Origin of the sequence: Rhizobium sp. RHZ01, from assembly GCF_014851595.1 — a bacterium.
GTDB lineage: Bacteria > Pseudomonadota > Alphaproteobacteria > Rhizobiales > Rhizobiaceae > Rhizobium > Rhizobium altiplani.
Window position 1 is genome coordinate 477,673 of record NZ_JACUZZ010000001.1, and the last position, 18,968, is coordinate 496,640.

The 18,968-nt window shown below is 59.8% G+C and carries 18 protein-coding genes and 3 pseudogenes; 10 read left to right on the forward strand and 11 right to left on the reverse strand.

The features are described 5' to 3' along the window. Nucleotides 1-24 precede the first annotated feature (24 nt). Nucleotides 25-2,133, reverse strand: a complete 2,109-nt coding sequence (locus tag IB248_RS02170; protein WP_192240182.1) for an alpha-amylase family protein — start codon at nt 2,131-2,133, stop codon at nt 25-27. Between the two features lie 94 nt (nt 2,134-2,227). Next, on the reverse strand, nt 2,228-4,153 hold the full coding sequence (locus IB248_RS02175; protein WP_025658522.1) for an ABC transporter substrate-binding protein: 1,926 nt from the start codon (nt 4,151-4,153) through the stop codon (nt 2,228-2,230). A 182-nt stretch (nt 4,154-4,335) separates the two neighbouring features. Between IB248_RS02175 and IB248_RS02180 the strand changes: the two genes are divergently transcribed. The 7 genes from IB248_RS02180 to IB248_RS02210 all read left to right on the forward strand — a co-directional run bounded on the left by IB248_RS02180 (nt 4,336) and on the right by IB248_RS02210 (nt 10,831). Then, nucleotides 4,336-5,364 (forward strand): LacI family DNA-binding transcriptional regulator, encoded by a 1,029-nt coding sequence (locus tag IB248_RS02180; protein ID WP_192240183.1) that lies wholly within the window; start codon nt 4,336-4,338, stop codon nt 5,362-5,364. A 197-nt stretch (nt 5,365-5,561) separates the two neighbouring features. Beyond that, entirely contained in the window at nt 5,562-5,705 is a 144-nt protein-coding gene (locus IB248_RS02185) for a hypothetical protein (protein WP_192240184.1), read from the forward strand. A gap of 215 nt (nt 5,706-5,920) precedes the next feature. Beyond that, on the forward strand, nt 5,921-7,276 hold the full coding sequence (locus tag IB248_RS02190; RefSeq protein WP_192240185.1) for an LLM class flavin-dependent oxidoreductase: 1,356 nt from the start codon (nt 5,921-5,923) through the stop codon (nt 7,274-7,276). Between the two features lie 11 nt (nt 7,277-7,287). After that, on the forward strand, nt 7,288-8,118 hold the full coding sequence (locus IB248_RS02195) for an ABC transporter ATP-binding protein (protein ID WP_192240186.1): 831 nt from the start codon (nt 7,288-7,290) through the stop codon (nt 8,116-8,118). A 23-nt stretch (nt 8,119-8,141) separates the two neighbouring features. Then, nucleotides 8,142-9,218: an ABC transporter substrate-binding protein gene (locus tag IB248_RS02200; protein WP_192240187.1), complete on the forward strand. Its 1,077-nt coding sequence runs from the start codon at nt 8,142-8,144 to the stop codon at nt 9,216-9,218. A gap of 24 nt (nt 9,219-9,242) precedes the next feature. Next, nucleotides 9,243-10,061, forward strand: a complete 819-nt coding sequence (locus tag IB248_RS02205; protein ID WP_192240188.1) for an ABC transporter permease — start codon at nt 9,243-9,245, stop codon at nt 10,059-10,061. Nucleotides 10,062-10,063: 2 nt separating this feature from the next. Beyond that, the gene (locus IB248_RS02210) at nt 10,064-10,831 is read left to right on the forward strand and encodes an ABC transporter permease (protein WP_192240189.1); all 768 of its coding nucleotides are present in this window, start codon (nt 10,064-10,066) and stop codon (nt 10,829-10,831) included. A gap of 143 nt (nt 10,832-10,974) precedes the next feature. On the opposite strand, the gene IB248_RS02215 is transcribed toward IB248_RS02210, so the two are convergent. The 3 genes from IB248_RS02215 to IB248_RS02225 all read right to left on the reverse strand — a co-directional run bounded on the left by IB248_RS02215 (nt 10,975) and on the right by IB248_RS02225 (nt 14,529). After that, nucleotides 10,975-12,327, reverse strand: a complete 1,353-nt coding sequence (locus IB248_RS02215) for a Do family serine endopeptidase (RefSeq protein ID WP_246733609.1) — start codon at nt 12,325-12,327, stop codon at nt 10,975-10,977. 205 nt (nt 12,328-12,532) lie between these two features. Beyond that, complete coding sequence (gene groL / locus IB248_RS02220) at nt 12,533-14,161, reverse strand: chaperonin GroEL (RefSeq protein ID WP_169680736.1); 1,629 nt, start codon at nt 14,159-14,161, stop codon at nt 12,533-12,535. A gap of 53 nt (nt 14,162-14,214) precedes the next feature. Then, nucleotides 14,215-14,529 carry a co-chaperone GroES gene (locus IB248_RS02225; RefSeq protein ID WP_058325139.1) on the reverse strand — a complete coding sequence of 105 codons (315 nt, stop codon included), beginning with the start codon at nt 14,527-14,529 and terminating at the stop codon, nt 14,215-14,217. Between the two features lie 344 nt (nt 14,530-14,873). On the opposite strand from IB248_RS02225, the pseudogene IB248_RS02230 reads away from it, so the two are divergent. Both IB248_RS02230 and IB248_RS02235 read left to right on the forward strand, forming a co-directional pair. Further along, nucleotides 14,874-15,266, forward strand: a pseudogene (locus IB248_RS02230) (Hsp20/alpha crystallin family protein); the annotation flags it as partial. A 65-nt stretch (nt 15,267-15,331) separates the two neighbouring features. Continuing rightward, complete coding sequence (locus IB248_RS02235) at nt 15,332-15,598, forward strand: NADH dehydrogenase ubiquinone Fe-S protein 4 (protein ID WP_113472164.1); 267 nt, start codon at nt 15,332-15,334, stop codon at nt 15,596-15,598. A 130-nt stretch (nt 15,599-15,728) separates the two neighbouring features. Here IB248_RS02235 and IB248_RS02240 read toward each other — a convergent pair. The 5 genes and pseudogenes from IB248_RS02240 to IB248_RS31480 all read right to left on the reverse strand — a co-directional run. Continuing rightward, nucleotides 15,729-15,872 (reverse strand): annotated as a pseudogene (locus IB248_RS02240) (SPW repeat protein); the annotation flags it as partial. 226 nt (nt 15,873-16,098) lie between these two features. Further along, entirely contained in the window at nt 16,099-16,380 is a 282-nt protein-coding gene (locus IB248_RS02245) for a hypothetical protein (protein ID WP_060585934.1), read from the reverse strand. A 9-nt stretch (nt 16,381-16,389) separates the two neighbouring features. Continuing rightward, nucleotides 16,390-16,689 carry a DUF982 domain-containing protein gene (locus tag IB248_RS02250; RefSeq protein ID WP_113472162.1) on the reverse strand — a complete coding sequence of 100 codons (300 nt, stop codon included), beginning with the start codon at nt 16,687-16,689 and terminating at the stop codon, nt 16,390-16,392. A gap of 69 nt (nt 16,690-16,758) precedes the next feature. Beyond that, the gene (locus IB248_RS02255) at nt 16,759-17,235 is read right to left on the reverse strand and encodes an Hsp20 family protein (protein ID WP_169680740.1); all 477 of its coding nucleotides are present in this window, start codon (nt 17,233-17,235) and stop codon (nt 16,759-16,761) included. Nucleotides 17,236-17,385: 150 nt separating this feature from the next. After that, nucleotides 17,386-17,499 (reverse strand): annotated as a pseudogene (locus IB248_RS31480) (protein usg); the annotation flags it as partial. A gap of 86 nt (nt 17,500-17,585) precedes the next feature. Here IB248_RS31480 and gatC point away from each other — a divergent pair. After that, nucleotides 17,586-17,873: an Asp-tRNA(Asn)/Glu-tRNA(Gln) amidotransferase subunit GatC gene (gene gatC / locus IB248_RS02265; RefSeq protein WP_060585941.1), complete on the forward strand. Its 288-nt coding sequence runs from the start codon at nt 17,586-17,588 to the stop codon at nt 17,871-17,873. A gap of 381 nt (nt 17,874-18,254) precedes the next feature. Here the strand turns inward: gatC and IB248_RS02270 are convergent, their stop codons facing one another. Continuing rightward, the gene (locus tag IB248_RS02270; RefSeq protein ID WP_169680742.1) at nt 18,255-18,617 is read right to left on the reverse strand and encodes an SPW repeat protein; all 363 of its coding nucleotides are present in this window, start codon (nt 18,615-18,617) and stop codon (nt 18,255-18,257) included. Nucleotides 18,618-18,968 lie beyond the last annotated feature (351 nt).

An 18,968-nucleotide genomic window follows, 5' to 3' on the forward strand; every position in this document is an offset into this window, starting at 1 on the left:
AAGCGCTCCTCTGCGCACTGCACCTCATTTCCAGGAGAGGTGCAGCACCTCCAGCCGCTCGATTCCCGGCACCTCCACCTGTGCACGGCCATCTTTGACGCTGACGTTTGCGGCACGGTCGGCAACGACGAGCCAGGCGCGCGCCACTGACTTGCCGGCAGGAATTTTCACCGAAACGGTCTGCGCCGCCAGAGGGTAATTTTCGCGGATCGGTCCCTTCATCATCATCGGATTGGTGAGGTTGAAGAGGCTAAGCGCGATGCCGTCGGAATTTTCACGAAGGGCCAGATCAACGACACCAGGACCCATGACAGTGACGCGCGGCGTCTTGCCGAGTGCCCAGTGGACGGCATTGGCGATCAGCCGGGCATGGTCAACGGCAAAGACCTCCCAGAAGATTTCGCCGATGTTCCAGGGAATATAGACTGCGCGGCCACCCGTGCCTGTCTCGCGCGCAATGACCGCGGCACCCTCCGGCGCCTTGCGCGGATAGACTTCTTCCATCGGCAGATCCGGGAAGTCGGGCACGTAGAGGAACGGGGTCTTGGAGCCGTTCGTGGCCTCGACGTGGAGAAGCCGTGTACCGCCCATGATGCGTTCGGCGCCTTCGTAGCCTTCGTTGATCGGATGATCACCGGAGAGAGCCACATAAGTGTTCTTGACGATGCCACGCGGTCCGGAGACGAATTTGGCGCCGAACAACTCGGAGAGACCGAATTCCTGGCGCTGCCTGCCGGTTTCGTCGCGCAGCGAGGTCTCGTAGGAAGCGATCACGCTGCCGCCGCGTTCGGCATAGGCGCGGATCGCAGCGTTCTGCTCGTCCGACAGGCAGGAGGCGTTGGCGAGGATAATGAGCTTGAAACGGTCGAGATTTTCCTTCGTCAGAACCTGGTCCGAGAGAAGCTCGAAGGGCAGGCGGGCCTCGACCAGGGCGTGGTAGAAGCCGAGATCGTGCTTTTCGGCGTTGGGCCGCTCCTCCGGTGCCCAGTGGCGCAACGTCGTGGAGGGGTCGATGACGGCGATTTCGGCGGCGGGCTTCATGCTTTCGAGCACCGGCTCGACTGCCGCCTGCAGGGCGAAGGCGTCGGCGACAGGCTCGACCCAGCGCTCGTCCGGGACCACCCCGTTGAACTTGGTGAACCAGGCATAGAGGCCATGCGCTGTGCCGTCATTGATCCAGAGCTGCATCTCCTCGCCGGACGTGACGGCATCCTTCCAGCGATATTCCTCCTCCGGACCGATCGAGGTGATGAGGACGACAGGACGATCCGGAAAGGTGGCGCGGATGCGCTTGCCGTTGCGTCCGGCCGACCAGCCGAGTTCCAGGCCCTTGCGGCCCTGGTGGTCAACAACGAGGAAGGGGCAATGGCGGGCAATGACCGACAGGTCGAATTCCATCAGCGAAGCACCGCCCATGTTCGGAATGAAGCTCGCATGCGGGCGGATCGCCTTTACCGCATCGTCCCATTGGGCGATCATGTCGGTGAGGACCCGGCGGCGCCACTGTACCCAGGCCTGCCAAGCCGGATCTTCCGCATCCGATTTTTTTGGCAGGTCATGGCCGAACATGTCCTTGAAGCGGCGGGCACTGTCTTCGCTATAGTCGACGCCATGCCCCTGCCAGCGATTGGCAAAGACCGCATCAATATCGTATTTGCGGACGATCTCCTTGACGACCTCGGGCATGAAGACGGTATTGTAGTCGCCATAGGCATTGGTCACCCAGACATCGGGATAGGCCCAATGGCGGCGCGGTGTCCCGTCGGCATTTATCATCACCCATTCCGGATGGGCCCTGGCGGCATCGTCATGGATTGCGTGTGGGTCGACACGAGCCATGACATGCATGTCGAGCTTGCGGGCCGCATCGACGAGCGCGCCGAAGATATCCTTGTCGCCGAGATATTTGCTGACATAGTGATAGGGCACTTCGCTCGGATAGTAGGCGATGTAGCCGCCGGCGCTAAGGCAGACTGCATTGGATCTCGTGCGCTTGAAGACGTCGACCCAGAAGGCGGGGTCGTACTTCTCCGGGTCGTCCTCGACGAAGGTCAGCTGGGTCCAGCGGGTCGCGTCCTTGAACCAGTCCGGTGTCCGGAGCGTTCCGGTGTTTTGTCTTCTGGCGTCGAGCATCGGTTCATCCAATCGTTTGGCAAAAAGTCAACGAGGGATCTGCCGCCGGCCCAGGCCGGCCGGCGTCGGATACATGTCTGATCCTGAAAGACCGTCAGGCCTTGTAGAATTGCTCCGGCATGGTGGGAGCGGGTGTGGGCCAACCGAAGGAATTCGGCATCGTCCGCGTGATATTCTTCATGTTGTTTTTGACGATGCCGTAGCCGTCCGGGGGCTGCGAAATACCGAAGACGTAGAAGTTGTCGGCAGCACCCTGCAGGATCTTCTTCATGACTTCCTGCTGACCTGCGGGGTCGGCGGTCGCCTTCAGCTTGTCGTAAAGCTCGAGCAGCTTCCTGGTCTCTTCCGGCGGTTCTTCCGCATTTTCATTGTTTCGGTCGAGATACCAGAGCTGCCAGGCCGGGGCATACATCGCGTTTGAATCCGTCGGCACGTAGTAGCGCGGGTCGAGCATTGCGGCGACACCGCCATTGGCGCCGAATTGGTGGGCCGTGGCATCGAAATCGCGGCCCTGGCGGACGCGTGTTTCCCAAAGCGACCGGTCCATCGTGCGCATCTGCGCATCAATACCGACTGCCTGGAACATCGGGATGACCAACTGGAAGAGATCGAGGAAGATCGCACGAGCCTGGTCGATCTCGAAGATGATCGTCAGGCGCCGACCCTGGTCGTCCAACCTGAAGTTCTGGTCATCGCGCTTCGGTATGATCTGGTCGAGCATGGCATTCGCCTTGTCGACATCATACGAGGTGAACTGCGTGGCGAGCTGCTCGTTATAGAGCGGATCTCCCTGCTTGATCGAGGGCTGGGCCGGCGCACCCTGGCCGACGAGGACGGCATCGATCAGCGTCTGGCGATCAAGCGCCGTCGAAAGAGCCGCGCGGAAATCCTTGTTCCGGAAAAGCTTCCGTTTGGTCGCGTCGTTATGGTTCAGGTTGAAGATGAAGTTCATCACGTTGGCCTCTGTCGAGGAAAGCGTGTAGAAGTCGTAACCGCCCTGCTCACGGGCATCGTAAAGCACCGATTTATTATTCGGCGTCGCGATATACTGGTCCATCAGGTCAATCTCGCCCTGCATGGCCTTGAGAAGCAATACCTGCGGATCCGCCACCATCTGGTAGACGATCCGATCCATATAGGGCAGTTGATTGCCCGCGGTATCGACCTTCCAATAGAAGGGGTTGCGTTCGGCAATGACGCGTTCGGTATTTTCGCCGGGCGCGGTTGTGAACATCCAGGCGTTGAGGCAGGGCTTCTTCGAGGAATTGAGGAAGAATGCGTTGTCATCCTGAAACCCGGACGCCGCCTGGAAGGCTGCGATCCAGCTTTCGAAACCGCGTTGCTTGGCGAGTTCGTCGGCCTTCGGATTGTAGTCAATATGGAACTGTTCGAGATAGTGTTTCGGACAGCGGGTCGTGTGGTCGTTGTTGGCCCAGGCCACCTGGAGCGGAAACATACCGTTAGGTTTTTCAAAGATCACCTTGAAGGTCTGTTCGTCGACCACTTCAAGCTTGGCCGGCTTGCCGGCTGTCTTCCAGTGGCCCTGGCTGGTAACGGCGACGCGCTTGTCCGTCAGGACTGTATCATACCAGAACTTGACGTCGGCCGTCGTATAGGGCTGGCCATCCGACCACTTCATGCCCTTGCGAAGGCGAATCGTATAGACCTTGGATTCGGCATCGCCATCGAAGGCTTCCGCGACGTTGAGGGTGACGCCTGACCAATCCGGCGTATAACGAAGCAGCGGCTCATAGGCCTGATAGCGGAAGAGCATGGAGAGCGATCCGCCGCCGACCAGTGCCATATTCCAGTCGCCGCCGTATTTTCCGACACTTTCTACCGGTTTGACGACGAGCGGGTTTGCCGGCAGCCGATCCGTGACCGGTGGCAGCGCGCCGCTCGAAACCTTTTCCTTGAGGACGTCCGCTTCCGTGTAGCCGGTCGCAAGCGCCGGCAGTGCAGGCAAAATCAGAACGGCCGAGGTCCCGGCCAGAAACGCACGACGTTTCAGCTTGATCATGGATATCTCCTCCAAAGATCCGCGCCCCTTTATTGTTGTTTTGCTCCCAGGCTTGGATGACGGGAAGATTACACTTGGATACTGTTAGGTAAAGCGTTATGTTTCGTTATCAATGAAGTTTGCTTTTTCAGCTGAGGCAGTGTAGGCGAAGCGAAGATGGAACGACAACGCAGAGGTGCGGAGTGGGGAGCAGGGGACGAGTGACGTTGCAGACGATCGCGCGGGAGGTAGGCCTCTCGAAATATGCGGTCTCGCGTTCACTGGCGGGCAAGAGCGGCGTTAGCGAGGAAACGCGCGAGCGCATTCGCGAGATGGCCGTACGTCTTGGCTATGCCAAACCGGCGGCCCAGGCGGGTTCCAACGATATCGCCGTTGTTTTTCACGATCTCGATCCAGTTAACAGCGAGCTCTACATGCAGGTCCAGAATGGAATGCAGGGTGAGGCCCAAAGGCTCGGCATGGGTTTGCGCGTGCACTGGACGCATAGCGCTCGTCAGTTGGAGGATCTGGCCCGTGCCTGCGCCGGGCTGCTTCTCGTCGGCCCCCATGATCGCGATGCGATTGCGGCTGCCACGGCAACCGGCATTCCGATCGTCCGGTTCGGCTGGATCGACCCGCTGGAGCAGGCCGATCAGATCACTGGCACGGACCATGAGGCAGGCCAGGCGGTCATCCAGTACCTGATCAATCTCGGCCATCGCTCGATTGCCTACGTGTCCGGTGCGCCCGGATACAGGGGACGCCGTGAGCGCTTCTACGGCGCTCGCGAGATCGCCGAAAGTCATCCCGATGTCGCGCTTCATGTGATGCAGTTCGACGAACAGGGAGCCTTCGCCGATGCTTTTCGCGCGCTGAAGGAGAGCGGCGTGCGGCCGACGGCGTTTTTCTGTGCCCATGACGGTCTTGCCCTGACCGTTGTCTCCGAATTGCTCGGTCAGGGTTATCGCATTCCCGACGACGTCTCTGTCATCGGTTTCGGTGACTTTTCCCCGGCAACACAAATCTCGCCGCCGCTAACCACCGTGCGAATGGAGGGTCAGGAGTGTGGGGCGGTCGGCCTGCGCCTCCTGCTTGAGCGCATCGAGACGCCGCGGCGACCAGGCGACCCCGCTCGCCGCATCAATATCGCCTCGCGCATTATCGAGCGCCGCTCGGCCGGTCCCTGCAAGGACATGCGCATTTCGGAAGATACTGCGAAGTCGTCACGCTAAACGACCGGCTTCCAAGCCATCGCAGTTGCACGTCAGATGCAAAAATGGATGCTGGTCCGGATCTGTCCAGGGGCAGGGACGCCACCTCCTACACATGGCTGATGGTTCATGGACGAACCTGCCGAGCACGGAAATAGCCCCGCTCCCTGTCGCAAAAAAAGCGCGCGCGTCACCGTATCGGCGACGGGATAGCGCAGTTGAAGGCTGTCAACGAAGCGGCGTCCGGCCTCGCTGCCGTGCGTCAACTCGAAGCCCACGAGAGCGCCGCAATGGCCCAGGCGCAGGTACTTCTGCGCCCGCTCGCCGCAGGCTGGCTTTTCGGTCCAGAAATATCTGATTGATTTTACGTAGAGAAATTCTTTTCGAAGGCGACAATTGCGCCAGCGGCGCTATCGACGCAATATCTTTCCGACCGGTGCCACGGCAGAACATCGTCATTCAATAGGCGCCATTGCACGCGGCAAAAATCTCGCATCGACACAGGAAATAGAATACTATTTCTATAGATATTAATTGTTGCTGCTAGCCTATCGTCTCCCTCACCAAGGAGACACACATGAGTGCCGCGCGACCACAGCTCAAACTTGGCGCCTTCCTCTATCCGACGGGCCATCACGTGGCCGCGTGGCGGCACCCGGAGGCGCAGGCGGACGCCGGTTCCAATATTGCTCACTATATCGAGCTTGCGCAGCTGGCTGAAGCGGCGAAATTCGATCTCATTTTCATGGCTGACGGCGTTGGAACGCGCGGGACGGACATAGAGGCATTGAGCAGGACAGCTGTCCGCTATGTGGCGCAGTTCGAGCCGATTACCTTGCTGTCGGCTCTGGCGGCGGTGACCAAGCACATCGGATTCGTCGCTACAGCTTCCACCTCATACAACGAGCCCTACCATATCGCGCGGAAATTCGCCTCGCTCGATCACATCAGCGGCGGCCGAGCGGGCTGGAACCTGGTCACTTCGTCCAGTGAGCACGAAGCGCATAATTTTGGTCGCGATGAGCATTATGCACATGCGGAACGATACGAGCGGGCCGAAGAGTTTGCCGATGTAGTGCGCGGACTGTGGGACACCTGGGAGGAAGACGCATTCCTGCGCGACAAGGAAAGCGGCGTCTACTTCGATCCGGACAAGCAGCATATCCTCAATCACAAGGGCAAATTCTTCAAGGTACGCGGGCCACTGAACGTCGCCCGTGCGCCTCAGGGTCAGCCAGTGCTCGTACAGGCAGGCTCGTCGGAACCGGGAAAGGAGCTTGCCGCGCGTACCGCTGAGGTTGTCTTCACCGCGCATCAGACAATCGAGGATGCTCGCGGCTTCTATAAGGATCTCAAAAACCGACTTGCCAAATACGGACGCGGGCCGGAAGAGTTGAAGGTCATGCCGGGGATCTTCCCGGTCGTCGGCCGGACACAGGCAGAGGCTGAGGCGAAATTCCAGGAAATTCAGGATCTCATACATCCGGTGGTCGGCCTGTCGATGTTGAACGGCATGACCGGTGGCGTTGATCTCTCGAAATATCCCCTGGACGGCCCCATCCCGGACCTCCCGGACACGAACGCAAGCAAGAGCCGGCAAAAGTTGCTTCTTGATCTTGCCAGGCGCGAAAACCTGACGATCCGCGAGCTCTATCTGAGGATCGCAGGCGCGCGTGGCCATTGGCAGGTCGTCGGCACGCCGAGCAGGATCGCGGATGAGATGGAGCACTGGTTCACGACCGGGGCGGCAGACGGCTTCAATGTTATGCCGCCGCATCTGCCCGTCGGACTAAGGGACTTCGTGGAGCTCGTGTTGCCGGAACTGCGGCGCCGCGGATTGTTCCGCACCGAATACCAGGGCAGGACGTTGCGCGAAAATCTTGGCCTTAGCACACCCCGGCACCCGGCGCGCGTTCAGGCCGCGGCAGAGTAGGGGTGATCGACATGAACCGCCCCCATCTCACAGCCGAGCACATAACCCGGCAGTTCCAGATCGACGGGGAGCCGCTGATCGCGCTCGACGACATCAATCTGGATATTGCCCAGGGCGAGTTTGTCACTGTTGTCGGTGCCAGCGGCTGCGGAAAGTCGACGCTGTTGCGTCTCTTCGCAGGCCTGGATATCGCGACATCCGGCACCATCCGCCATGCGGACGAGCAAGTGGTCGAACCCAGCCTTCATCGGGGCATCGTCTTCCAGGAACCGCGCCTCTTCCCCTGGCTGACGGTCGAGAAAAACGTCTCTCTTGGCCTTCTGAACAGCAAGCTGACCAAGGCGCGAAAGGCAGAGCTTGTGCGCGAACATCTGGAGCTTGTCGGACTTTCCCGTTTTGCCAATGTCTACCCGCATCAATTGTCCGGGGGAATGGCGCAGCGTGCCGGCATTGCCCGTGGCCTGGTCAGCCGGCCGAACGTCCTTCTGCTCGACGAGCCTTTCGGGGCACTCGACGCCATCACCAAGGCACGCCTGCAGGACGAGCTGCAGGAGATCTGGGCGAAGGAAAACATCACGATGGTTTTGGTGACGCATGACGTGGAAGAGGCGGTCTATCTCGGGGATCGCGTCGTCGTCATGTCGCCGCGTCCTGGCCGCATCCGCGAAGTGGTTCCGGTCAAGCTGGCGCGCCCACGCCGGCGTACATCCAGCGATATTGCCAACGTGCGCGATCGTGTCCTGAAGAGCCTTCATGCGACGGGCGAAAGCACGCAGCCCAAGGGGTTGAAATCAGCCGATGACGGCAGCCACGTCGAACGTGCAGTCGCACTCGCCAGATAAGCTTCAAAAAACGGAGAGAAACTATGAAACGCGCATTTCTGCCACGCGTGGTCGCCGGCCTCGCACTGATGCTCGCGACCGCCCCGGCCACGGTCCACGCCGTGGAACCGCTGGTCATTCATGTCGGCTATGCCGCGATTGGCGTCGACAATCGTCCTTACGCGGAAGGCACGTCTGCCGCGACCGCCCGGGCGGGCGAATTTCTGGAGAAGGAATTTGCCAAGGATCCGGACATCAAGATTGAATGGACCTTCTTCAAGGGCGCGGGCCCTGCCGTCAACGAAGGCTTTGCGAATGATCAGCTCGACTTCGCCTACCAGGGTGATCTTCCCTCGTTGATCGGCCGTGCCAACGGGCTGAAGACCAGGTATCTCCTGGCAAGCGGAGCGAGAAAGCCGCTCTATCTCGCCGTCGCCAAAGATAGCGGTATTAAATCTATCGCGGATCTGAAGGGCCGCAAGATAGCCCTCCAGCGCGGCACGAATGGTCATCTGGCTGCCATCAAGGTGCTGGAGGCTAATGGGTTGACGGAGCGCGACGTTCAGGTCGTCAATCTCGACAGCGCAGGCACGGTTGCTGCTTTGACCAGCAAGGACATCGACGCCGCATTCGGCGATACGCAGCTGATCAACCTCGCCACCAAGGGTGCAGCCGATATCATCTATACCACCAAGGGGGACGATCCGCGCTTCGGCCGCAATGCCGGCGTCATCGGCCGCCAGGCGTTCATCGATGCCCATCCCGACATAACCCAGCGGGTCGTCGATGCTTTCGTCAAGGCGGCGCAATGGTCGTCGGACGAGCCGAACCGCACCGCACTTCTCGAGCTGTGGCACAAGTCGGGAACGCCAGTTCCAATTCTGGAGGAGTACTTCAAGGGTGACACGCTCGCCTACCGCAACTCGCCGCTGATCGATGACCTGCTTGTGTCGCAATACGAGGAGCAGGCGGCGAAGAGCAAGGAATTCGGCCTCATCCGCCGTGATGTCGATCTTGAGGGCTGGTTCGAGCCTCGCTACCTCAAAAGCGCCATTGAACGGCTCAACCTGCAGCACTTCTGGCAAGCCTATGGCGCTGACGGCAAGCCGGTCTCCTCGTAAGCAGAGCATTGGAGCAGCAGGCTGATGGCAATCCCTCTTGAAATCGCCGGTGATGACGGCATCCCGAACGGGCGCAGGTTTTTCAAGGGACGGTTCTCTTCGCTCTCGGCCTTGCTTCTTCCCATGTTGTTGATTGCCCTCTGGTGGCTCGCCTCCGCGAGAGGCTGGCTGCCAGAGCAGATCCTTCCGGCGCCGTCCTATGTACTGCAGACCGCCGGTGACATGATCATGAGCGGGGAGCTGCTTTACCATGCCGCAGTCAGCTTGCGCCGCGTTGTCTTCGGCTTCGCCATCGGCGCGGGGTTGGGATTGGGTCTCGGCATCGCCATGGGCCTGTCTGCGCGCTTGGAAGACTATATTAAGCCGACGTTCCTAGCCTTCGCACAGATCCCGACGCTTGGATGGATCCCGCTTCTGATGCTGCTGGTCGGCATCGAGGAGACACTGAAAATCATCATCATCGCCAAGGGCGCTCTCGTGCCGATCACGCTCAATACCTTCTCCGGCATCCGCAGTGTTCCCGGCAAATACGTGGAAGTCGGCAAGGCACTGCGTTTCAGCCGGTGGCAGACGCTTCGCCTGATCGTCCTGCCGGGCGCAATTCCTTCCATTTTTACCGGCATCCGCTATGGCCTTACGCACGCATGGACTTCGCTTGTCGGGGTCGAGCTCCTGGCGTCATCCGAAGGGCTCGGCTACCTGCTCGTGTGGGGAAGACAGATGTTCTGGCTTGATACCGTGATCATCGCGATGATCGTGATCGGCCTCATAGGCTTTGCCATGGACAAGGGCCTGAATGGCGCCGAGGTCTTCATCCAGCGCTGGAAGAAAGAAGGACTTTGACGATGGCCGAAGCGTCAACGAGGCTTGTCCGTATAAGACGTGGCCTCACCCTTCCTCTTCTTCTTCTCGCCGCGTGGGAGGCCTCCAGCCGCCTCGGGCTCGTTGATCCCCGCTTTCTGCCGGGGATCGAAGATGTCGTCCTGACCGCCAAGCGCGAGATCATCGACAATGGTCTGACGGGCCAGCTCACAGCCAGTCTGTTGCGCAATATCGCAGGTTTTCTGATTGGCTGCATCCTCGGTGTCGGTTTCGGCACGGTCGTTGCCGTGACGAGGATCGGAGACAGGCTGGTCATGCCGACCTTCAACGGCCTGAAGCAAATTTCTCTGCTTGCCTGGATACCGCTCATTTCCGTGTGGTTCGGTTTCGGCGAGCAGGCGAAGGTGGTCTTTGTCGCTCTTGCAGCTTTCATTCCCATCGCCCTCAACACCTATGACGGTATCAAGGACGCGCCTTCAGAGCTGGTGGAGGTCGGTCGGGCGCTGCGGTTTCGACCCTGGCAGCGCGTTGCCAGGATCTACCTGCCTTCAGCTCTCCCGGCGATCGCGACCGGCATCCATCTCGGCCTCATCTATTCGTGGCTGGCGACCGTCGGGGCGGAGTATTTTCTTGCGGTCGGTCCAGGCATCGGCGGCCTAGTCATTGCTGGACGCGAGCGCTTCGACATGGCACTTGTCATGGTCGGGGTCATCATTCTCGGCCTTGTCGGGTTTTCACTCAACAGGCTCGCCGGTGCGGCAGAAGCCAGGCTGCTGCGCTGGCGGGCCTGAGCCGGAAACCTCACGATGTTGGTGTACGGCTTAAGTGGTGGTGTCGGCAACGAGATTGGGAACCTGTTTCAACCGGTCGAGATCGGCAACGGCGAAGCCGGATCCGGACCGGGACCGGCAGACGGTCCATAACCGGACAGGCATCACGACACGAAAGTGATGAATCTGTCCGACATTTGAGAACATACGGTGATCACGCTGCGAGGATGGATGTTTCGCGCCGCAGTGGCCTGAGATCGATGCTGTCCGACGGTCGCGATAGGCCGGCGATTGGCAGCAACGATCACATCGCCCATGCGCAGACCGGCTCGGGCCGCAGCACTTCCATCTTCAACGCTGGAAACAACCACGTTGCCGGCCGCATCCTGGAACTCAGCGCCCTCAAGGCGAGCGGGCATGGCTCCAGGCTTGGCAATTGCCTCGTCCGGCTCGATGTGCATTGACACCGTTTTGCGAACCCGATCGCGCAGAAATTCGATTTCGACTTCCGATCCGACCTGAGCCAGGCCGACACGATTGCGGAGATCTGCCGAGCCCGTGATTTTGCGATTGTTGACGGCGATGATGACATCGCCAGCTCGAAGGCCCGCCTGTGCCGCGGGCGAATCTTGCTCAACGCTGCCGACGACGGCGCCGTAGCTTTCCGCAATGCTCAGCGCCTCGGCCAGGTCGGGCGTCAGGTCCTGGACGAAGATGCCGATCCGGCCGCGCCGCACTTCGCCATGCTCGATCAGTTGCTCCATCACGGCCGACGCCATCGCGATCGGAACCGCAAAGCCGATGCCGACATTGCCGCCGGTGGGCGCGATGATTGCGGTGTTGACGCCGACCAGCATGCCGTCTGTTGTCACCAGTGCGCCTCCCGAGTTGCCGGGATTGATCGAAGCATCCGTCTGGATGAAATCCTCATAGCCCTCGAGATTGATGCCGCCACGGCCAAGGGCGCTGACGATGCCGGAGGTGACGGTCTGGCCAAGCCCGAACGGATTGCCGATCGCGACAACGGAGTCGCCGACCCGCAGCGCACCGGAATCGCCAAACGGAAGCGCCGTCAGCTTGTCAGCGTCGATCCTCAGCAACGCTATATCCGTTGCCTTGTCGGTGCCGACCAATTCGGCCGTGAAGCGGCGGCGGTCCTTCAGGGTTACCGCAATCTCGCCGGCGTCCGCGACGACATGGTGATTGGTGAGGATATAGCCTTTGTCGGCGTCAACGATGACGCCGGAGCCCGCGCTCAGCCGCTGCTCCTGCTCAGGCAGGTTGAAATAGCGGCGGAAGAAGGGATCGTTGTAAAGAGGATTGGTTTCGGCGGAAACGCGAGACCTTACTGCAATGTTGACGACCGCCGGCGTGACCTTCTCCAAGACATCAGCGAGCGGGGGTTGCGTGCTTGCCGACATCGCCGACTGCGGCCGCGCCGCCGGTAACGGCGCAGGAACCAGGATGAGGACGAGTGCGGCGAATACGCCAACATATTTCGACGAACGCGTGGTCATTTTTGGCCCCGAATTCTTCAGATCCTCCTTCGGTGCAGGGGGCGGGCCCTCGGGGCCAGCCTCATCGGAGCCACGATTTTGGCTCCTGCCAAACCAGCACCAGTCCGATATCGAAACGCCGCGCCGATTCAGGCGCAATGCATCTCTTACTTCACAAGTCTACCCAAAGCCCGCGCCCCGTCGGGGCGCGGACTTATCGTTGCAGTCAGAAGTCCATGCCACCTCCCGGCATCGGCGGAAGCGGTACATCCTTCTTCGGCTTCTCGGCGACCATTGCCTCGGTGGTAATCAGCAGGCCGGCGACCGAGGCCGCGTCCTGCAGCGCGGTGCGAACGACCTTGACCGGGTCGATCACGCCCTGAGCGTAAAGATCCCCGAATTCGTTGGTCTGGGCGTTCCAGCCATAGCCAAAATCGGTCTTCTCGCGCAGCTTGCCGACGATGATCGAGCCTTCGGCACCCGCGTTCTCGGCGATCTGGCGCACCGGCGCTTCGATCGCGCGGCGAACGAGGTCGATGCCGTGCCTCTGGTCGGTATTCTCGGTCTGCGTGTTGTCCAGTGCTTTGACGGCCCTCAGCAAAGCGACACCACCGCCCGGCAGCACGCCCTCCTCGACGGCCGCCCGCGTGGCATGCATCGCGTCGTCGACGCGGTCCTTGCGTTCCTTCACCTCGACCTCGGTTGAGCCGCCGACGCGGATGACGGCAACGCCACCAGCAAGCTTGGCCAGGCGCTCCTGCAACTTCTCGCGATCGTAGTCCGACGTGGTTTCCTCGATCTGCGCCTTGATCTGCGCGACGCGGCCCTCAATCTCCGTTTTCGAGCCAGAGCCGTCGACGATCGTCGTGTTATCTTTTTCGACGACGACCTTCTTGGCGCGGCCAAGCATATTGAGGGTCACGTTCTCGAGCTTGATACCGAGATCTTCAGAGATCGCGGTTCCGCCAGTGAGGATCGCTATGTCCTCCAGCATCGCTTTGCGGCGGTCGCCGAAGCCCGGCGCTTTGACGGCAGCCACCTTCAGGCCGCCGCGCAGCTTGTTGACGACGAGCGTCGCCAGCGCCTCGCCTTCGACATCCTCGGCGATAATCAGCAGCGGCTTTCCAGATTGAACGACCGCTTCGAGAACCGGCAGCAATGTCTGCAGGTTCGAGAGCTTCTTTTCGTGGATCAGGATGTAGGGTTCCTCGAACTCAACCCGCATCTTCTCGGGGTTGGTGACGAAATACGGCGAGAGATAACCGCGATCGAACTGCATGCCTTCGACGACTTCCAGCTCCGTCACCGCGGTCTTGGCTTCCTCGACGGTGATCACCCCTTCGTTGCCGACCTTTTCCATCGCTTCTGCGAGGAAGCGGCCAATCTCGGTGTCGCCATTGGCCGAGATGGTGCCAACCTGGGCGATCTCGTCGTTCCTGGTGACTTTACGGGCGTTCCGCCGCAGTTCCTCGACCACAGCTTCGACTGCTTTGTCGATACCGCGCTTGAGGTCCATCGGGTTCATGCCCGACGCCACAGCCTTCGCACCTTCCTTGACGATCGCCTGAGCGAGAACAGTCGCGGTGGTGGTGCCGTCACCAGCGATGTCGCTGGTCTTCGAGGCAACCTCCCGCACCATCTGTGCGCCCATATTCTCGAACTTGTCCTCAAGCTCGATCTCCTTGGCGACGGTCACGCCGTCCTTGGTGATGCGGGGCGCGCCATATGACTTGTCGATCACCACGTTACGGCCCTTGGGACCGAGCGTAACCTTGACGGCATTGGCGAGGATGTCGACGCCGCGCAGCATCCTTTCGCGGGCGTCGGAATGGAATTTCACTTCCTTGGCAGCCATTTTTCTACTCCTTCCTCAGGCAGCATTCCTTGTCTGGCAAGTCCGGATCGGCACTAGGCTGCGTTTCTCGCTACGGCGTCGATCTCGACCACGCCCATCACGTCCGATTCCTTCATAATCAGGAGATCCTCGCCATTGAGCTTGATCTCGGTGCCCGACCATTTGCCGAACAGAATGCGGTCACCCACTTTCACATCGAGCGGTCGCAACTGCCCGCTGTCGTCGCGCGCACCCGGGCCGGCGGCAACGACCTCACCTTCCTGTGGTTTTTCCTTCGCCGTATCTGGGATGATGATGCCGCCGGCCGTCTTTTCCTCGGCCTCGATGCGGCGAACCAGGATACGGTCATGCAACGGACGGAACGTCATTTCGCTCTCCTCATCGACAAACAGATTTTTCAACGGGTCCTCGGCGCCGCATTCGGAGCGAACCGACGCGGGGCGCGCCGACCCTTTCGGCATCGCGCGCAAATCGATCTGGTTTTTGTCTTTTCGAGTTTCAAGAGGGAATCAGAAATTTTTTAGCACTCCACCAGGTCGAGTGCTACCGGCATGAATTCATGAGACTATTTCACGTCGCTGGTGGTTGGATGGTGTGGCTGCCTCTTGACGCAAGGCATCATGATCCCCACCTCATTCTCATCGACGCCCAAGTGGGTCGACACCAGTCCGGGAGCCCCAAGCTTCTTGGCGCTCCCTCGTACCTATGTTGAGACGAAGTCTTCCGCGGCTTCGGCCCGCCATCGTTGCTCGGTGGCACGTCGCCCTTCAATGGTTCGTGGCCGCACGAGGAAATCGAGGAGAATGACAACGAAATCCGCCTGATCGCGGAGGTACCAGACGTCGAACCAGACAACATCGAGGTGCTGCTGGAAGATGGCGTGCTTACGCTTCGCGGCGAGAACAAATCGGAGACTGAGGACAAGGATCGCCGGTTCAGCGAGCGCTACTACGGGCGCCTCGAACGGCGGCTGGCCCTTGGTCGCCAAGTCGATGAGGACAAGGTCGCCGCAACGTTCAAGAACGGTCTGCTCACCTTGACGCTGCCGAAGACCGAAAAGGCGCGAGCCAACGTCAAGCGGATCACGATCGACAGCACCAAATAATACCGACCGCCGCAAGCCAGCCGGGTGCCAACGTGCCCGGCTGGTTATTCGCGTGGCAAAAACCGATGACGTGGTTGACGGAACCCCTTGCACGCATTTTTCGCCCGTCACGCTCTGTGATGACTTCGGCGCGCGTCTCGGGGCGACCTTGGCTGCTGGTATTCGAACGGCAAGCCCCACCCGTCATCGACTATCTGATGGGCTACACTGGCGGGAGTGACACGCTGACTCAGGTTGAACTGCATTTCCCAACCCGCGATGCCGCCATTGCCTACGCAAAGCGACAGAAACTGAATTGCACCGTCGTAGACGACAGGAGCCGCCGTCCCTAGTTTTCGTTGATATCGCCGGCAAGCTCTACCATTCAATCCCCGTTGCTGCGCGATCGGCGCATCGATCGGCATCGCCAATTTTCGGAAGAGCCCGCCGCTGAAGCGGCGGGCCGTGCTCTCCTTTTCTCGATCATACATGTGCATGCGAGTTCCGCCGATAGTCCCAGAGTGCCCAGGCTGACACGGCGGTGACGAGCACGCCGAGGACCACATGGGTCCACATCGCGTTCATGTTCGCCGCGAATTGAAGCAGCCAGGGCGAGACCATCAGCCAGGAGAAGGTGCGGCTCAACCGCACCACAGCCTACCGCTCCTCCAGGCCTAAAAGCGGCCGCCGGAACAATAATGAAAAGCGAAAGCTGGCACCGTGCCGTCTGAAGAAGGCATTCTCTCAATGTGAACTGAATTCCCAGTCCGTATATCTTTGACGGGCCGCCTCATATGAGAACCGCCCGTCGGAAAGCTGGCAAGGCTTTGAAGCAGGCGCCCAGATAACTCCGTCAGATATCGTACCGCGAATCGAGCTCTCGCAGGGCAGACCGAACCTCATCGATTGAAACCGGCTCAGGCGTTCCTGGCATATGACGGAGAGCTGGCTTCGAATCTATCGCGTAAAAGTCCGAAGCCCACGCGGCGAGAATGGCCCGTTTATCATCGACAGAAAGTGCAGGAGCCTTCACCACATCCATTGGACGTCGAAACGGCGACCAGTGAGATGCTAGAACTTCCGGTCCGATGTTCACGGCAGTTGCGGCAATCTGCTTAAACATATCGTCCATCATCGGTTCACCTCAGCTTACGTGTGGATCCCGACTCCACCTCGGATAAGTCGCCGTTACCGGGTCAGTTTCCGGCGCCAGCAGATCGTGTTTTTCCGCGAAGGCGGCAAACAACCCACGTGCGGTCTCAGCTTCGATCTCGCCGCGCAAGGCGGCGCGGCACGCCTTGAGCGCAACCGAATGCGGACCATCCCTGAGTGATATCGGCCACTCGACCAGATGGCGGTAAGCGTCCATCACGCTTCTCACTTCCGTCGGAAATCCAAGGCCGACGAGAATACGCACAGGGTTCTCGAACATATCGGGTTTCATAACTCTCTCCTTTCCAACCCGCGATGTTGCAGCACGCCACTACAGCGTCGCCCTCCGGTGGAAACTTGCTCAAGCGGCGCTCTGGGCTTCGATCTGCGGCGCGGCGTCCGGCCGTCCGAGAGCGGAACCGCTTTGAATGCTGACCTTGCGCGGTTTCAATGCCTCCGGAATCTCCCGGACGAGATCGATGGTCAGCAGACCATTGTTCAATCCCGCTCCACTCACCCTGACATGGTCGGCAAGCTCGAAACGATGTTCGAACGGGCGGCCGGCGATGCCTCGGTGCAGGTAGGCTTCGGACGGAGAACCCTGCTTCTTGCCAATAACGGTGAGAAGATTGGTCTGGAACGTTATGTCGAGGTCGCCTTCGGCGAAGCCGGCAACCGCAATCGAGATGCGGTAGCTGTCGTCACCCGTCTTGACAATGTCATAGGGCGGCCAATCGCTGATCGAACGGTCGCGCTGGGCGTTTTCCAGAAGATTGAAGAGCCGGTCGAAGCCAACGCTCGATCGGAAGAGAGGTGTGTAGTCGTAAGATGTTGCCATAGCCATATCCTCCTGAAAGCAACATGGGTATGGAGCGCCGAAAGACGGCGCTTCCAGCATTGCCGGCCCTGTTGTCAGCGGCTGGCGGCAGATGATCTGGTATTTGTGAAATCCGGCTTCAAGTGCCGCCTTGGAGAATTTTCGCAAATCTCAGTGCAGCTTGAACTCACCTTCAATACGGCGCCATTCGTTCGGCCGGATCAGGCACTGATGCGTATAGCGAACGGAATGCAGCGGGCCGTCGAGATTGACTTGCCAGATTTCTGGTAGGCAGTCAGTGTTAGCGGCAGAAGGCTCAGATCGGCAAAATCTTGCGCAAGCGACGGAAGCCATCAAATCGGACGGAGCCTATGTCGATAGATATCGCGACCATTAGACGTATTGCCCGCCTTGCCCGTCTCGCACTCAGCGAAGACGAGGCTGAAAAAATGTGTGGCGAGCTGAACGAAATTCTGACCTTCATCGAGCAACTTTTGGAGGTTGATGTCGAAGGCATCCCTCCGATGACCTCGGTTGTGCCAACAACTATGAAAATGCGCCAGGACGTGGTGACCGAAGGCAATCATGCCGAAGAGATCGTGGCGAATGCACCTCTCAGTGAGCGCAACTTCTTCCTGGTCCCCAAGATTCTCGAGTAAGCACAGACAGCCTCGGGCCTTGGAGCATTTCACGGCCGGCGATCGCCAAACGATGCGCCCCTTTGCGTGGCGCGTGTTAGCGGCTTGAGATTTCCGGCCCACATCCGATGCTTCGAAAGCTTGCCGATCTCGTTTGTGATCGAATGATGTGTCATGGCGAAGGTCCTGTCGTTTTGCACTTAATCAGGTTCTTCCTCTGACCAGGGCCCCGAACCCAAGCCCCGCCTGAGCAAACGTCATGCGCCCCGCGACGACACATACAAGCCGCCGCAATCCACTCGACAGCGCAAACCCCAAAACAAAAACCCGCCGAAAATATCGACGGGTTTGTCAGCAGTCTGAGCCCGCCGCTGAGACGGCGGGCCGTACTCCAATTCTCGATCATGCGTGGGCATGCGGGTTCTGCCGATTGTCCCAAAGCGCCCAGGCCGACACGGCGGCGACGAACGCTCCAAGGACCACGTGGGTCCACATCGCGTTCATGTTCGCCGCGAATTGAAGCAGCCAGGGCGAGACGATCAGCCAAACCCCGAGCACCAGGCTCAACCACTCTTCCCACTCAGCAAACGCCGACAGAGCGGCGACCGCCAGAGCGGCGAGCAAGATTCCGACAATCCATGCGTTCCACGCCGGTATGGTTTCGCTGGCGAAGCCGAGCACCCAAGGTGAAACGAACAGGGCGACTGCGAGAACCAGATTGAGCCAATCCTGTGCTTTCTTGCTTTCCATCAGTCCATTTTCCATGACAACCTCCACGAATGAAGCTTGATCGACGGTGTTCTCGCGTGCTGTGCACGCTGCGCGAAACGATGTAATTTTGCGAAATACGATCTTCAAGAGCCCGATTATCTCCGTGGGCTGCAGCTACCACGACTAAGGCGATTGTGATCGACTGTCTCGGCAGATCGACGATCTTTGCGTAGGCGAATAGTGGCGGAACACCCTTGGAGGAAAGCCCGCGACGAAAGAGCGCGGCCATGCTCTCGAACCCGCGGTCCGCCCCGGACCTTTGAGTTTGCATATAAGCGTGGATGCATAATGCACGCTCCACCCCTTGAACTCGCCAAGCCGCGAGAATAAATCTTTGACGGGCGC

Bases quoted from the DNA above. Each gene is read 5' to 3' on its own strand.
- IB248_RS02225 (WP_058325139.1), bottom strand. From the start codon at position 14,529: ATGACGTTCCGTCCGTTGCATGACCGTATCCTGGTTCGCCGCATCGAG.
- IB248_RS02210 (WP_192240189.1), top strand. From the start codon at position 10,064: ATGGCCGAAGCGTCAACGAGGCTTGTCCGTATAAGACGTGGCCTCACC.
- IB248_RS02205 (WP_192240188.1), top strand. From the start codon at position 9,243: ATGGCAATCCCTCTTGAAATCGCCGGTGATGACGGCATCCCGAACGGG.
- IB248_RS02250 (WP_113472162.1), bottom strand. From the start codon at position 16,689: ATGAAACCCGATATGTTCGAGAACCCTGTGCGTATTCTCGTCGGCCTT.
- gatC (WP_060585941.1), top strand. From the start codon at position 17,586: ATGTCGATAGATATCGCGACCATTAGACGTATTGCCCGCCTTGCCCGT.
- IB248_RS02235 (WP_113472164.1), top strand. From the start codon at position 15,332: ATGACGTGGTTGACGGAACCCCTTGCACGCATTTTTCGCCCGTCACGC.
- groL (WP_169680736.1), bottom strand. From the start codon at position 14,161: ATGGCTGCCAAGGAAGTGAAATTCCATTCCGACGCCCGCGAAAGGATG.
- IB248_RS02270 (WP_169680742.1), bottom strand. From the start codon at position 18,617: ATGGAAAATGGACTGATGGAAAGCAAGAAAGCACAGGATTGGCTCAAT.
- IB248_RS02195 (WP_192240186.1), top strand. From the start codon at position 7,288: ATGAACCGCCCCCATCTCACAGCCGAGCACATAACCCGGCAGTTCCAG.
- IB248_RS02200 (WP_192240187.1), top strand. From the start codon at position 8,142: ATGAAACGCGCATTTCTGCCACGCGTGGTCGCCGGCCTCGCACTGATG.
- IB248_RS02255 (WP_169680740.1), bottom strand. From the start codon at position 17,235: ATGGCAACATCTTACGACTACACACCTCTCTTCCGATCGAGCGTTGGC.
- IB248_RS02190 (WP_192240185.1), top strand. From the start codon at position 5,921: ATGAGTGCCGCGCGACCACAGCTCAAACTTGGCGCCTTCCTCTATCCG.
- IB248_RS02170 (WP_192240182.1), bottom strand. From the start codon at position 2,133: ATGCTCGACGCCAGAAGACAAAACACCGGAACGCTCCGGACACCGGAC.
- IB248_RS02245 (WP_060585934.1), bottom strand. From the start codon at position 16,380: ATGATGGACGATATGTTTAAGCAGATTGCCGCAACTGCCGTGAACATC.
- IB248_RS02215 (WP_246733609.1), bottom strand. From the start codon at position 12,327: ATGACCACGCGTTCGTCGAAATATGTTGGCGTATTCGCCGCACTCGTC.
- IB248_RS02175 (WP_025658522.1), bottom strand. From the start codon at position 4,153: ATGATCAAGCTGAAACGTCGTGCGTTTCTGGCCGGGACCTCGGCCGTT.